Annotated in this window: 11 protein-coding genes and 1 riboswitch; of the genes, 7 read left to right on the top strand and 4 right to left on the bottom strand. The window is 66.7% G+C overall.

Annotated elements, in window-relative coordinates; all coding sequences use genetic code 11:
- The first annotated feature begins 28 nt into the window (after window positions 1-28).
- The 5 genes from ACN2C7_RS11515 (at window position 29) to hflX (ending at window position 6270) form a co-directional block, all read left to right on the top strand.
- Window positions 29-2269 (top strand): ATP-binding protein, encoded by a 2241-nt coding sequence (locus ACN2C7_RS11515; RefSeq protein ID WP_419317115.1) that lies wholly within the window; start codon window positions 29-31, stop codon window positions 2267-2269.
- Window positions 2266-3654, top strand: a complete 1389-nt coding sequence (locus ACN2C7_RS11510; RefSeq protein WP_419317113.1) for a sigma-54-dependent transcriptional regulator — start codon at window positions 2266-2268, stop codon at window positions 3652-3654. The genes ACN2C7_RS11515 and ACN2C7_RS11510 overlap by 4 nt, the downstream gene beginning before the upstream one ends.
- Window positions 3655-4518: a D-amino-acid transaminase gene (locus ACN2C7_RS11505; RefSeq protein WP_419317111.1), complete on the top strand. Its 864-nt coding sequence runs from the start codon at window positions 3655-3657 to the stop codon at window positions 4516-4518.
- A gap of 157 nt (window positions 4519-4675) precedes the next feature.
- Window positions 4676-4924, top strand: a complete 249-nt coding sequence (gene hfq, locus ACN2C7_RS11500) for an RNA chaperone Hfq (protein ID WP_013079113.1) — start codon at window positions 4676-4678, stop codon at window positions 4922-4924.
- 11 nt (window positions 4925-4935) lie between these two features.
- A complete protein-coding gene (gene hflX / locus ACN2C7_RS11495) occupies window positions 4936-6270 on the top strand; it encodes a GTPase HflX (RefSeq protein WP_419317109.1) in 1335 nt (444 codons plus the stop codon).
- Here the strand turns inward: hflX and mazG are convergent.
- From mazG to ACN2C7_RS11475, 4 genes are all read right to left on the bottom strand, one after another.
- Window positions 6267-7085, bottom strand: a complete 819-nt coding sequence (mazG, locus tag ACN2C7_RS11490) for a nucleoside triphosphate pyrophosphohydrolase (RefSeq protein ID WP_419317107.1) — start codon at window positions 7083-7085, stop codon at window positions 6267-6269. The genes hflX and mazG overlap by 4 nt on opposite strands.
- Window positions 7057-8439, bottom strand: a complete 1383-nt coding sequence (locus tag ACN2C7_RS11485; protein ID WP_419317105.1) for an MFS transporter — start codon at window positions 8437-8439, stop codon at window positions 7057-7059. Before ACN2C7_RS11485 ends, mazG begins: the two co-directional genes overlap by 29 nt.
- A gap of 81 nt (window positions 8440-8520) precedes the next feature.
- On the bottom strand, window positions 8521-9015 hold the full coding sequence (locus ACN2C7_RS11480) for a hypothetical protein (RefSeq protein WP_419317103.1): 495 nt from the start codon (window positions 9013-9015) through the stop codon (window positions 8521-8523).
- A gap of 131 nt (window positions 9016-9146) precedes the next feature.
- On the bottom strand, window positions 9147-10073 hold the full coding sequence (locus ACN2C7_RS11475) for a glycerophosphodiester phosphodiesterase family protein (RefSeq protein ID WP_419317102.1): 927 nt from the start codon (window positions 10071-10073) through the stop codon (window positions 9147-9149).
- Window positions 10074-10231: 158 nt separating this feature from the next.
- Window positions 10232-10420, top strand: a riboswitch (cobalamin riboswitch).
- A gap of 138 nt (window positions 10421-10558) precedes the next feature.
- Between ACN2C7_RS11475 and ACN2C7_RS11470 the strand changes: the two genes are divergently transcribed.
- Both ACN2C7_RS11470 and ACN2C7_RS11465 read left to right on the top strand, forming a co-directional pair.
- A complete protein-coding gene (locus ACN2C7_RS11470; protein ID WP_419317100.1) occupies window positions 10559-12511 on the top strand; it encodes a TonB-dependent receptor plug domain-containing protein in 1953 nt (650 codons plus the stop codon).
- Window positions 12512-12589: 78 nt separating this feature from the next.
- Complete coding sequence (locus ACN2C7_RS11465; protein ID WP_419321455.1) at window positions 12590-14071, top strand: cobyric acid synthase; 1482 nt, start codon at window positions 12590-12592, stop codon at window positions 14069-14071.
- Window positions 14072-14107: the final 36 nt, after the last annotated feature.

Raw genomic sequence — 14107 nt, 5'->3', positions numbered from 1 at the left:
GGGGCACACCCACTTCTAGACTGACCTCATGGCGTCCGTCATGTCCGCATTCGGGTCCGAAAGCCCGCCGCCCCGGTTCAGCTGGGTCTGGTGGCGGGAGCGGCTGCGATCGCGCTATGTGATCGGCGGCGCCTATGCCCTGGCGGTGATCCTGACCGTTACGGGCGTGGCCTTGGCCTCGTCGCCGCCCGAAAGCGGTCCGATCAGCCCCGCCAGCACGGCCATCCTGATCGTGCTGGGCTTCAATCTGGTGCTGATCCTGGCGATCGCCACCGTGGTCGGCCTGCGCCTGTTCGAGATGATCGACGCCCGGGCCAATGACGCCGGCGCGCGCCTGCATCTGCGCTTCGTGGGTCTGTTCTCGTTCGCCGCCGTGGCCCCCGCCGTCATCGTGGCGCTGTTCTTCGGCGTCCTGGTCAATCGCGGGGTCGAGGGCTGGTTCAGCCAGCGGGTCAGGACCGTGGTCGAGAACTCGGCCAAGGTGGCGCGATCCTATGTCGCCGAACAGACGAACTATATCAGCGAACATATTCGCCCGATGGCCGCCAACCTGAACGAGGCCGCGCCGGCCATCTCGCAGTCGCCGGTGGTGTTCAGCCATTTCCTGGCCGGCGAGACCGCCAACAGCGGCTTTTCCGCCGCCTATGTGCTCGACCGCGACGGGCGCATTCTGGCGCGGGCCGAGATGCCCGGCGCACCCGCCTTCCTGGCGCCGCCGCCGTCGACCTTCCAGGGCACCGATACCGGAGAAGCGATGGCGCAGCGCTTCGTGTCATCGGACCTGTTCCGCGCGCTCTATCGCCTGAAGGCGTTTCCGGACGCCTATCTCTATGTGGTTCGCCCGATCGACACGGGGATCTTGAGTCACCTGATCGAGGCTGAAGACTCGCTGATCTCCTATCGCGACGCCGAGCGGAGTCGGGGGCGGATCCAGGCCATTTTTGGCCTCAGCTATGTGGAAACCGCGCTGCTGGTGCTGGTCGCTGCGGTCTGGGTCGGCATAGCCGCCGCCAACTCGATCGCCGGCCCCGTCGCCGGACTGGTGGAAGCCGCCGGACGGGTGTCGGCGGGCGATCTGGATGCTCGGGTTGACGCTGAAGTCGGACCTGATGAGATCAGGGCATTATCCAACGCGTTCAACATGATGACCACAGATCTTCAGGTTCAGCAGGCGGCGTTGCGAACCGCCAGTCTTGACGCCGAAACCCGACGCCAGTTCATCGAGACGGTGCTGTCAGGTGTCAGCGCCGGGGTGGTCAGCCTGGACGCCCAGGGACGGATCTCGGCTCTGAATCGTCGCGCCGTGACCCTGCTCAGTCTGCAGGAAGACGCCGTCGGCCTGGACCTCATCGCGGCCGCGCCGGAGTTCGATATCGTTGTCGAGACCATCCTGGAGGGGCGGTCTGACGCCGAGGTCGAGATCGATCTGGTGCGCGACGGCGAGACCCGCCGACTGCGCGTGCGCGGCGCCGGTCATGTCGCCGAAGGGCTGGTCCTGACCTTCGACGACATCACCCGTCTGGTCGCCGCCCAGCGCAACGCCGCCTGGAAGGACGTCGCCCGGCGGATCGCCCACGAGATCAAGAACCCGCTGACCCCGATCCAGCTGTCGGCCGAACGCATCAAGCGCAAGTATCGCAAGGAGATCACCAGCGATCTGGAGACCTTCGACCGCTGCACCGAAACCATCATCCGCCAGGTGGGCGATATCGGCCGGATGGTCGACGAATTCTCGGCGTTCGCGCGGATGCCCGCGCCGCGTTTCGAGCCGGCCAACCTGACCGAGATGCTGCGCCAGGGCGTCTTCGCCCAGCGGTTCGTGGATCCCGAGATCGAGGTCGTCCTGATTGAGCCGGGCGAGGACGTACTCATCCAGTGCGACGCGCGGATGGTGGGTCAGGCCCTGACCAACATCCTCAAGAACGCCGGCGAAGCGGTCGGTGCGCGGCGACACATCACCCCTGAACCGGCCGGCAGGATCACCGCGACCCTGGTGACCGACGACCAGGGTCTTAGCGTGATCATCGAGGACAACGGCGTCGGCCTTCCGGCCCGCGATCGCGATCGCCTGACCGAGCCTTACGTAACGACCCGCGAGAAGGGCACAGGCCTTGGCCTGGCGATCGTCAAGCGGATCATGGAGGACCACGAGGGAACTCTGGTCCTGACCGATGCCCACCAAGCGCCCGGAGCCCGGGTGATCCTGAAATTTCCGACGACCGCGCGGCTGCCCGCCGCGGCCCTCGGTGGCGTTGAGGAGATGATATGAGCGCTGACGTGCTTGTTGTGGACGACGAGGCCGATATCCGCGACCTCGTGGCCGGCATCCTCGAGGACGAGGGCTATGCCGTGCGAACCGCCGCGGATTCCAATCAGGCGCTGGCGGCCCTGCGCGCCCGCAAACCAGCTCTGCTGGTGCTGGACATCTGGATGCAGGGCGGGGGCATGGACGGGCTTGAACTGCTCGACATGGTCAAGGAGCTCGACCCTGACCTGCCGGTGATCATGATCTCAGGCCACGGCAATATCGAGACCGCCGTCAGCGCCATCAAGCGCGGCGCCTACGAGTTCCTGGAAAAACCGTTCAAGTCGGATCGGCTGTTGCTGGTGGTCGAGCGTGCGCTGGAGGCGGCAGGCCTCAAGCGCGAGAACCGCAGGCTGCGCGCCCAGAGCTTCACCTCTGACGGCCTGATGGGAAAATCGGCCGCAGCCCAGGCCCTTCGCCAGATGATCGCCAAGGTGGCTCCCGCCAATAGCCGGGTGCTGGTCTCCGGACCGCCTGGTGCGGGCAAGGAGCTCGTGGCCCGCTTGATCCACGGCGCCAGCGCCCGGACCCGGCAGGAATTCGTGGCGGTCAGCGCGGCCGGCATGGCCCCCGAACGTCTCGACGTTGAGCTGTTCGGCGAGGAAGGCGAGGGCGGTCGTCCGCGCAAGATCGGCGTGTTCGAGCGGGCCCACGGCGGCACCCTCTATCTCGACGAGGTGGCCGACATGCCGCGCGAGACCCAGAGCCGCATCCTGCGGGTGCTGGTCGAGCAGCGCTTCCGCCGCGTGGGCGGCGACAGCGACGTTCAGGTGGATGTTCGCGTCATTTCCTCGACCTCTCGCGACCTGCGCGACGAGATCGCAGCGGGACGGTTCCGCGAGGACCTGTTTCACCGCCTGAACGTCGTGCCCGTGCGGGTGCCAGGCCTGTCTGAGCGCCGCGAAGACATTCCGGAACTGATCAGCTTCTTCATCGACCGCATTGTCGAGGCGACCGGCCTGCCGCGCCGCCGCCTGGGCGACGACGCGCTGGCGACGCTGCAGGTGCAGACCTGGCCGGGCAATGTCCGCCAGCTTCGCAACAACGTCGAGCGCATGCTGATCCTGGCGGCCGGCGAGCCGGGCGAACTGATCACCGCCGAGATGCTGGCCGGCGCCGAGCAGCCTTCGGCCGGCCATGCCGGCGCGATCGGGGCCGAACGGATCATCGCCTTGCCGCTGCGCGAGGCGCGGGAGCTGTTCGAGCGCGAATATCTGCACGCCCAGATCCTGCGTTTTGGCGGAAACATCTCGCGTACCGCCAATTTCATCGGCATGGAGCGCTCGGCGCTGCACCGCAAGCTCAAGTCCCTGGGCGTCGCTGGCGCGCGGGCGGACGAGGAAGAATAGATGTCGCGTTTTGCCTATGTGAACGGCCGCTTCGTCCGGCACGGCGAGGCTGCCGTACATATCGAGGATCGCGGCTATCAGCTGGCCGACGGCGTCTATGAAGTCTGGGCCGTGTTCGATGGCAAGCTGGCCGACGCCCAGGGCCATTTCGCCCGGCTCTGGCGCAGCCTGGACTCCCTGCGCATCGCCCATCCCATGGGGCAGGCGGCCCTGACCGTCGTGCTTCGCGAAGCGGTGCGCCGCAATATGGTGCGCAATGGTCTGGTCTATCTGCAGGTGACGCGCGGCGTCGCCCGTCGGGACCACGCCTTTCCCAATCCCGCCGTTGCGCCCTCCATGGTGGTCACGGCCAAGTCGACCGATCCTCAGTTGGCCGAGCGCAAGGCGGCGCAGGGCGCGGCGGTCATCAGCGTTCCCGAGAACCGCTGGGGCCGCTGCGACATCAAGTCGGTCGGTCTGCTGCCCAACGCCCTGGCCAAGCAAGCGGCCCGTGAGCGCGGCGCGATCGAAGCCTGGTTCGTCGATGACCTGGGGCTGGTGACCGAGGGCGCGTCATCCAACGCCTGGATCGTCGACGCCGAAGGTCATCTGCGCACGCGCGACACCCAGGCCAACATCCTGCACGGCGTGACCCGCTCCACCCTGTTCGAGGTGATCCGCGAAGCGGGCCTGCCGATCAACGAAAAGCCCTTCACCATCGCCGAGGCGCAAGCCGCGCGGGAGGCCTTCATCACCGGGGCCGGCACCCTGGTGATGCCGATCGTCAGCGTCGATGGCGTGAAGGTTGGCGATGGGGCGCCTGGCCCGGTGGCGACGCGGCTTCGGAGTCTCTATATCCAGCGCGCCCGCGAAAAAGCCGTCTGACGGACAGGTCGAAAACGACTGGTCTGAAACAGCGCGAATTCGACGCAGGGCGCATTTTTCCACCGAATGGTGATCGCGTTCAGTGGAAAATGATCTAGCATGAACTTGTTTGTGTGGAGGGTGCTTTGCCCTCCGAAACAATAAGAGGGGAACCCCCATGTCTGCCGAAAAGAAACAAAACTTACAGGACACGTTCCTGAACAGCGTGCGCAAGTCCAAGACGCCGCTGACCATTTTCCTCGTCAATGGCGTCAAGCTTCAGGGCGTTGTCAGCTGGTTCGACAACTTCTGCGTCCTGCTGCGTCGCGACGGCCAGTCGCAACTGGTCTATAAGCACGCCATCTCGACCATCATGCCGGCCCAGCCCGTCCAGCTGTACGAGCCGAGCGCCGACTCCGACGATTGAATTAGAGACGCTTGTCCAAATCCTCAAAATCCGTAGACCACGCCGCGCCGGTTCTTAGGGCGCTCGTCATCCACCCGGTGCGGCCTCTGCGAGGCCCGGCCGCCGCTCTGGCGCGTGACCCTCAGTCGCGCCTCGAGGAGGCGGTCGGCCTGGCGCTGGCCCTCGATCTGAATGTCGTCGAGACGGTGATCGCGCCCCTGCGCGTGGTCACGCCTGCGACGCTGTTCGGCAAGGGCAAGATCGAGGAGTTCGCGGCGATCTGCGAGGTCGAGAAGATCGACGTCGCGGTGTTCGACGACCAGTTGACGCCCGTGCAACAGCGCAATCTGGAGCGCGGGCTCAACGTCAAGGTCGTGGACCGGACCGGTCTGATCCTCGAGATCTTCGCCCGCCGCGCCCGCACGCGCGAAGGCAAGCTGCAGGTCGAACTGGCGCGTCTGGACTATGAACGCTCGCGCCTGGTCCGCACCTGGACCCACCTTGAGCGCCAGCGCGGCGGCACCGGTAACACCGGCGGTCCCGGCGAAACCCAGATCGAACTCGACCGGCGTCTGATCGCCGACAACATTCTCAAGCTGAAGCGCGAGCTGGAAGAGGTGCGCCGCACACGCACCCTGCATCGCAAGGCCCGCAAGAAGGTGCCGTACCCGACCGTGGCCCTTGTGGGCTACACCAACGCCGGCAAGTCGACGCTGTTCAACCGGCTGACCCAGGCCGAAGTCCTGGCCAAGGACATGCTGTTCGCCACTCTGGATCCGACCCTGCGGACGGTAAAGCTGCCCGACGGTCGCCCCGCGATCCTGTCGGACACGGTGGGCTTCATCTCCGACCTGCCGCACGAACTGGTCGAGGCGTTCCGCGCCACGCTGGAAGAGGTGCAGGAGGCCGACGTCGTGCTGCACGTCCGCGACATCGCCAATCCCGACAGCGTGGCCCAGGCCCGCGATGTCGAGACGGTGCTGGCCGAGCTGGGCGTCACCTTCGACGAAGGCAAGACGGTGGTCGAGGTCTGGAACAAGATCGACCTCGTCCCCGAAGAGGACCGCGAGGAGGTTGAAGGCAGCGCCAGACGCAGCGAAGCCTCGGCCGTCTCGGCGGTCACGGGCGAGGGCTGTGAAGCGCTGCTCAAGCGCATCAGCGGCCTGATCGACGACTCCCCGCCCATTGCCGTCCGGATCGCGGCGGGGGAGGGCGAAGCCCTGGCCTGGATCTATCGCAACGGCCGCGTGCTCAGCCGCGAGGACGAAGCGGAGGGCGGCGTGACGATCGTCGCGCGACTGGATACCCAGGCGCTGGGCCGGTTTGAGCGCCAGTTTCCCGACGCCTTCGTGATGGTCGCCGGCTAGCTCTTCTTCTCGTCCGCCTTGGCGGCGTTCCACAGCGCGTCCATCTCGGCCAGGTCCGACTGATCGGGCGTACGCCCGTCCCTGGCCAGCGCCGCCTCGATATAGGCGAAGCGGCGGCTGAACTTGGCGTTGGTGGCGCGCAGGGCGTCTTCTGGCTCGACATCCAGCTTGCGGGCCAGGTTGGCGCAGACGAACAGCAGATCGCCCAGTTCCTCGCGCGCCTTGGCCCGGTCGCCGGCCTCGATCTCGACTTCCAGTTCGGCGATCTCCTCGCGCAGCTTGTCCAGCACCTCTTTGGTCGAAGGCCAGTCGAAACCGACGCGGGCGGCGCGCTTGGTCAGCTTCACCGCACGGGTCAGGGCGGGAAGACCCGCCGGCACGTCGTCGAGAACGCCTGTCTTGGCCTTGGCCTTGCGCTCCTGGGCTTTCAGGGCTTCCCAGCCGGCCGTCTGGGCGGCCTGGTCGTCATAGGCATGATCGCCGAACACATGCGGGTGACGGCGGATCATCTTGTCGGAGATGGCCGCGGCCACGCCGGCGAAGTCGAACGCGCCCTGCTCCTGGGCCATGCGGGCATGGAAGACCACCTGCAGAAGCAGGTCTCCCAGCTCCTCTTTCAGATCCCCCAGGTCGCCGCGCTCGATGGCGTCGGCGACCTCATAGGCTTCCTCCACCGTGTAGGGCGCGATGCTGGCGAAGGTCTGCTGCTGGTCCCACGGGCAACCGCCCACGGGATCGCGCAGGCGGGCCATGATCTCGATCAGTGCGAACAGCGGGTGTTCGACGTCACTCGGCGGGGGTGGCGAGGGCGGCATGCGTATCCGGTTCAGGCTCGTGGTGCGACGGCGTCGCCGCGTCCCGCGCCGCGAGCTGGCGCTGGATCTCGGCGACGCGAGTCGCGTCGAGCGGATAGCGCAGCATGACGGCGGCGACCACAAGGCCCATAGCGGCTGGAACCACGGAGTATAGCGCGATCAGAGCCGTTTCGCCCACCGGGGTGGGCAGTTTCGGGTCGAAGCCGAACAGGGCCAGCAAGGGGAAGGCGCCGATGGCCAGGGCATGGCCCAGCTTCACGGTGCCGCTGACCAGGGCATAGAGCAGCCCCGTCCGGTCGGCGCCGCTGGCCAGGCGTTCTTCGTCGCCAATGTCGGCCATCATGGACCTGACCAGCAAGGGCGCGGCGGAATAGGGCAGGCCGGCGAGGATCAGGACCAGCATGCCCGCCCACGTATTGCCGGCGGGCGTCAGCACCGCGCAGACCTGAACCACAGCATAGACAACCGACGCTACGGCCAGGGCGTGATGCTTGCCGATCCGCCGGGCCAGCATCGGCCACAGCGGCGCGCCGGCCAGGGCGGCCACGAAATAGATCAGCAGCAGAATGCCGGCCTCGGTCTTGTCGAAGCCCTTGATGCGCTCGAAGAAGAAGAAGAACAGGGCTCCGGCGATGCCCGGCGCCAGGCCCATCAGCAGGTCGGCGATCAGGAGCTTGCGGGTCGAGCTGCGCTTCAGCAGTGCGAAATACTGGGTGAGCCCGGAACGATGCCGAACGACGGGCGCCTGGCGCTCGCCGACTGTTCTGGTCGCCAGCAGCACGGTCAGGGGGATCAGCAGGACGATGAACCAGCCCATCGAGCGTATGCCCGCAGCGTGATCACCCTTGAACGCCAGGGCGATGATCGGCGGCAGGGTCAATACCAGGATCATCCCCACCACATTGCCGGCTTGCCACCAGCCATAGACCCGCGAGCGCTGCTGATAGTCGGTCGAAAGCACGGCGGCCCAGGCGGTGTGGGACAGCGCCATCATCGAATAGCCGGCATAGACGACGATAAGGCAGAGCCAGAGATACACGGGTCCGATACCGGGCTGGGCCATGAACAGGCCGAACGCGCCCAGCATGACAAGGGGTGAGCCCGCCACCAGCCAGGGCCTGAACCGCCCCCACTGGGTTCCTGTGCGGTCCATGATGCCGCCGATGAACGGGTCGAAGACGATGTCGATCAGCCGGACAATCAGGAAGGCGGCGCCGACTACGCCCAGCGACAGGCCCAGTTCGCTGACATAGAATTCCGGCAGATAGACCACCAGCGGCAGGCCCAGCGCCGCAAGGGGCAGGCAGGGCGCGGCGAACGCCGCCAGAGACCAGGATGATGGTCGATCGGTCATTCCGCGTAATCCTCTCCCGAACACGGCGGGTTGGATCCCGCCTCTTGAACTCATTGGGCGTGGCCGCCCTTTAGGACGGCGCTAGTGGGCGCCGAACTCATCCTTGGCCAATCGAACGGCCAGCCGGTCAAACGCCTCGTCGGCGTCGCTCCAGGTGCCATTGTACTGGGCCCAGCGAATATCGGTTTCGTACCAGCTGTAGGCCACGGGCGTGCGAGCGCCCGAAGTGGCCCGGTATTCACCACTGACCCGGGCCCCGCCGACGCCGAAGCTCTGATAGGAAAGCCCAGGCTTTGCGCTCATTTCCCGCAGGGTGGGACGATTGGGCCTGGCGTCTTCGATGACGAGGTCCAGCTCACCGCCGGCCGGATCCAGAGCGCCTGAACGATCAAGTCTCTTCTCGACCGAGCGTTTCAGTTCGCGGGTCAGATAGTCGAACTCGCGCGCATCCAGGGTCTGGGTCTTCTTGGCCAGGTCGGGTCCGATCGAGACGCGAACCGTCGCGACCTTGGGCGCCGAGAGGGCCGGGCCAGCGATCGTCGCGCCCAGGGCCAGGATCACAAGTGAGATTTTCATCGTCGGAACTCCGGATCTGATCCCCTTGCCGAAACTGTGCGGCCAACCGGACCAAAACGCCAGAGCCCGTTGAGCCCATCCCAAACGTTTGTTCGGATCCCCCCCCTCAAGGCCGAGGTTGCGGGTGAGGATCAGCCAAGCTTGCAGGCCGCAGGCGCGCCAACCGCCTGCGCCAGCACCGCCCTGACGACCTTGGGGGTATCGGTGGCGATCACCGCGACTCCGGCCCTGGCCAGATCGCCATACTCGCTGGGATTGCCGTCCGCCGCGTAGCGGTCGTCCGCGCGGCGGCTCGGCGCGCCGAGGGTTCCAAACATCGGCTCCACGCCGGCCTTGCGAAGGTCGGCCCACAGCGCCGGGTTCTCGGCGCGGGTTCCCGTCCAGGCCAGGATGCGATGGGCCGGCAGCCCGCCGCGGGTCAGGCTGGCCAGATGGTCCAGGCCGGACACGGGCACGGAGATCATCATCTCGGGGGCCAAGGGCGCCAGGCGCAGGGCGTCCGCGTCGTTGTAGACGATCAGCACCGCCCGTCCCTGGGCGCGCGCGGCGCGGGTCTCGGCGATCACCTGCCGGGTGAGGACGTCGCCATCCGCGCCTGAACTCTTGAAGTCCAGCGTCACAATCGCCCCGACCGCGCCTGCGGCATCCAGAGCCTCACGCAAGGTGGGGGGCGGCGCCTCCGTGACCTTGCCGGCACCGTCGATCAGGCGCGTGGCGCGCAGCTGCGCCAGGGTGTTGTCAGCGACGCGGCCGCGGCCCGTGGTGGTGCGATCCAGAGTCTCGTCGTGCATCAGCACCAGCGCGCCGTCCCGGGTCCTGGTGACGTCGATCTCGAGGAGGGCAGGGCGGATGGCTGTGCCGGTGGCGCGAATGCCGGCCAGGGAGTTCTCCGGCGTGGTGTCGTCCAGCACCGCACGGTGGGCCGAAATCAGGACGCCCCTGTCGCGCGCGCAGTCGAAAAAGGCCGCCAACGGAACCGCATCCGGGGCGCCGGGCGGCGTCGCGCAGCCGGCCAGGATCGACATCGAAACCGTCAGGCCAAGAGCCAGAAAACGCATAAAATTCACTCCGGATTGGCGAGTCGGTCAGACAAGAGCTGTCTAGCAGACTGACCACCAGCCTGGATGACGAACGCTCGATTTGAAGACTATCGACGCCTCTCATGTCGCTTCTGACCGCCCAGAGCGCTGCATTGACGGTGTGCGGCGCAACCTATAGGGCTGTTTTTGCGTCAGGTTCCTCGCAAGAGGATGAATAGGGAACGGGGTTCAAAACCCCGGCTGCCCCCGCAACTGTAAGCGGCGAGCTTACGCGTCACATGCCACTGGGGCCTCGGTCCTGGGAAGGCGACGCGCCAAGCCTAGACCCGTGAGCCAGGAGACCTGCCCGGCGCAGTCGTTCATCGTCCGGCCGGGGTGCGCCGAACGAACGGGATTTCCCGCGAAACGACATGTCAGTCAGGCCGCGTCGCGGCCTCTCGTCGTGGGCGCTTCCTGGCGTTTGGGGCTTGAGGACGTGCGCGGGTCATTCAAAGGGAAAGACCATGATCCGAGCGCTTCTGTGCTCCAGCGCAATATCCACTATCCTGATCTCCGGGGCCGCCATGGCCGAAGAGCAAAGGGCTCCTGAAACCGACGTCGCCGGAACCATCGGGGCCACGGCCCTGGCGGGGCTGGTGGTCACCGCCACCCGGTCGGTGCAACCTATCGAGAAGGTCGGTGCGTCCATCACCGTTCTGACGCCGGAAGCCATCAAGGCCAGCCAGGCCACGACGGCCGTCGAGCTTCTGGCCCAGACGCCCAGCGTCACCTTCGCCCGCAATGGTGGCCCCGGTTCGGCGACCAGCCTCTATATCCGGGGCGCGGAAACCCAGCACACCGTCGTGCTGATCGACGGGGTCAAGCTGAACGATCCGTCCTCGACCCAGGGCGGCTACAATTCCGGCAACCTGCTGGTCGGCGATGTCTCGCGCATTGAGGTTCTGCGCGGCGCCCAGTCGACTCTGTGGGGCAGCCAGGCCATCGGCGGCGTGGTCAACATGGTCACCGCCGAACCGACCGAGGCGTTCGAGAGCAATGCCAGCGTCGAGGGCGGCGCGCGCGACACCGCCTATATCCGCGCCGGCGCCGGCGGGGTGGCCGAACGCCTGACCTGGCGGCTGGCGGGCAGCTACTACACCACCGACGGCTTCTCCTCCTACGGGCCCGGCAAGGAGAAGGACGGCTATCAGAACACCGGCCTCTCGGGGCGGGTGCGTTTCGCCTTTAGCGACTCGGTCTCGGCCGAGGTCCGCTCGGTCTATTCGCGCGGCAAGAACGACTTTGACGGCTTCAACACCGACTCCGCCGAGTTTGGCCGGACCGAGGAGCTGGTGATCTATACCGGCCTGAACTTCGCCCTGCTGGACGGGCGTTGGACCAACCGGATCGCCTACGGCTACACCGACACCGCTCGCGAGAACATCAATCCGGCGCGTCCCGCCGTTCCGCTGACCTTCGACGCCACCGGCCGGAACAAGCGCTGGGAGTATCAAGGCGCCTTTGCGCTCAGCGAGACCCTCACTGCCTCCTTCGGCGCCGAAAGCGAGCGGTCGCGGATGGAAACCCGCTCGCCGAGCCTGACAAAGCCCAATCCGGCCTTCCGCACCGGCCGCGTCGGCGTCGACAGCCTCTATGGCCAGCTTCAGGCCGAGGTCATTGCGGGTCTGACCCTGACGGGTGGTCTGCGTTACGAGGACCACGACACCTATGGCCAGCACACCCTGGGCCAGGTCTCGGCCGCCTGGGCGCTGAACGAGGGCAATACCGTGCTGCGGGCCAGCTTCGGCCAGGGCTTCCGGGCCCCTGGCCTGTACGAGCTCTATAGCGAATACGGCAATCTGGACCTGAGCCCCGAAAAGTTCGACAGCTGGGACGCCGGGGTCGAGCAACGCCTTCTGGGCGGCAAGGCCAGGGTCTCGGCCACGGTGTTCGCCCGTGAGGCCGATAACGAGATCCGCTTCTTCTCGTGCACGTTCGGCTCCACCGGCGCCCCGTGCAACCCGGGCGGCGTCTTCCGGTTTGGCTACTACAAGAACATTCAGAAGACGCAGGCCAAGGGTCTGGAGCTGATCGGCCAGTTCGAGGCGACCAACCGCCTGACCCTGGCCGGCAACTACGCCTACACGGAGTCGGAAAACGCCTCGGGCGCCAATGCGGGCCGACAGTTGACCCGCCGGCCCAAGACCCTGGCCAATCTGTCGGCGACCTATCGCTGGCCGGTCGGTCTGAACACAACCATCGCCGCGCGTCATGTCGGCAAGACGTTCAACAACGAAGCCAACACCGTCGCCGTCGCCGGCTACACGCTGATCGATCTGCGGGCGTCCTATCCGATCAACGACACGCTTGAAGTGTATGGGCGGGTCGAAAATGCGTTCGACAAGGACTACCAGACCATCCTGAACTATGGGGTGCCCGACCGCGGCGCCTTCATCGGCGTTCGCGCCAGGTTCTAGAGCCGAGCGTGGTACGGCGGCTGTCCCCAAAAGGGACGGTCGCCGCGTCCCCGTCGGACACTTTCTGGGAGAACAGACCTGGCCGCCTTGATGATTCAGGGGTGTGGATCCGATGTCGGCAAGTCCGTGCTCGTCGCGGGCCTGTGCCGGCTGTTCACCAATCGCGGCCTGAACGTTCGGCCGTTCAAGCCGCAGAACATGTCCAACAATGCCGCTGTCACGGCGGACGGCGGCGAGATCGGCCGCGCCCAGGCGCTGCAGGCCATGGCCTGTCGCACGCCGCCGACCGTCGACATGAACCCGGTCCTGCTCAAGCCCCAGAGCGATGTCGGCGCCCAGTTGGTGGTGCTGGGCAAGATGGCGGGAACCTGGCAGGCACGCGGCTATCAGGCGCAGAAGGGCGCGCTGCTCGACACGGTGCTGGAGAGCTTCCGTCGGCTTGAGGCGCAATGCGATCTGGTCATCGTCGAGGGCGCCGGCAGCCCGGCCGAGACCAATCTTCGCGCCGGCGACATCGCCAATATGGGCTTTGCGCGCGCCGCTGACGTGCCGGTGGTGCTGGTCGGCGACATTGATCGTGGCCATGTCATCGCCGCCCTGGTCGGCGCGCACGCCGTACTCGACGCGCCGGACTGCGCGATGATCAAGGGTTTCCTGATCAACAAGTTCAGAGGCGATCCCTCCCTGTTCGATGACGGGAGGACCGAGATCGTCAGGCGCACGGGCTGGGCCGATCTTGGCATGGCCCCCTGGCTCTCGTCCGCCCGGTCGCTGCCTGCCGAGGACGCCGTGGTCCTTGACCGGTCAAGGCCGGGCGAGGGGCGGCGTTTGAAGATCGTCGCGCCCATGCTGTCACGCATCGCCAATTTCGATGACTTCGACGCCCTGCGCGTCGAGCCGGACGTTGATTTCACCTTCATACCGCCCGGCCAGGCCCTGCCGGGCGACGCGGATCTGGTGATCCTGCCCGGTACCAAGGCGACTCTGGCGGACCTGGCCTTCCTGCGCGCCCAGGGCTGGGACATCGACCTTGCCGCCCATGTTCGGCGCGGCGGGAGGGTGCTGGGTGTCTGTGGCGGCTATCAGATGCTGGGACGGAGCCTGAGCGATCCCGATGGCGTCGAAGGGCCGCCGGAGCACGTCGAGGGCCTGGGTCTTCTGGAGGTCGACACGATTCTGACCGGCGACAAGGTGCTGGCTCCCGTTTCGGGCCGGCTGGCTGGGGCAGACGGACGCTTCGAGGGCTACGAGATGCATGTTGGGCGCACGATCGGTTCAGAGCGCCCGATGCTGCTGATGGATAGCGGCGCCACGGATGGCGCGGTCTCGGCCGATGGACGGATCATGGGCTGCTACGTCCATGGTCTCTTCAACCAGGGCGCGGCGCGCCGGGCCTTTCTGGAAACGCTGGGCGTGGCGTCGGATGGATTGGACCAAAGCCTTCGCGTGCACGCCGCTCTGGACGCGATCGCCGACGCCCTGGAAAGCGCCTTCGACATAGAGGCCCTGTCGGCTATCGCCGGTCTGGTTGGCTGTTGCAGGCCGGACGCTCGCCTGTAGCCCGGCCGCGCGCAGAGACGACGGCCGGGCAGAAGG

Source organism: Caulobacter sp. ErkDOM-E (assembly GCF_048541895.1).
In the GTDB taxonomy this organism is placed as follows: domain Bacteria; phylum Pseudomonadota; class Alphaproteobacteria; order Caulobacterales; family Caulobacteraceae; genus Caulobacter.
This window is presented reverse-complemented; position numbering and strand designations above follow the sequence as displayed.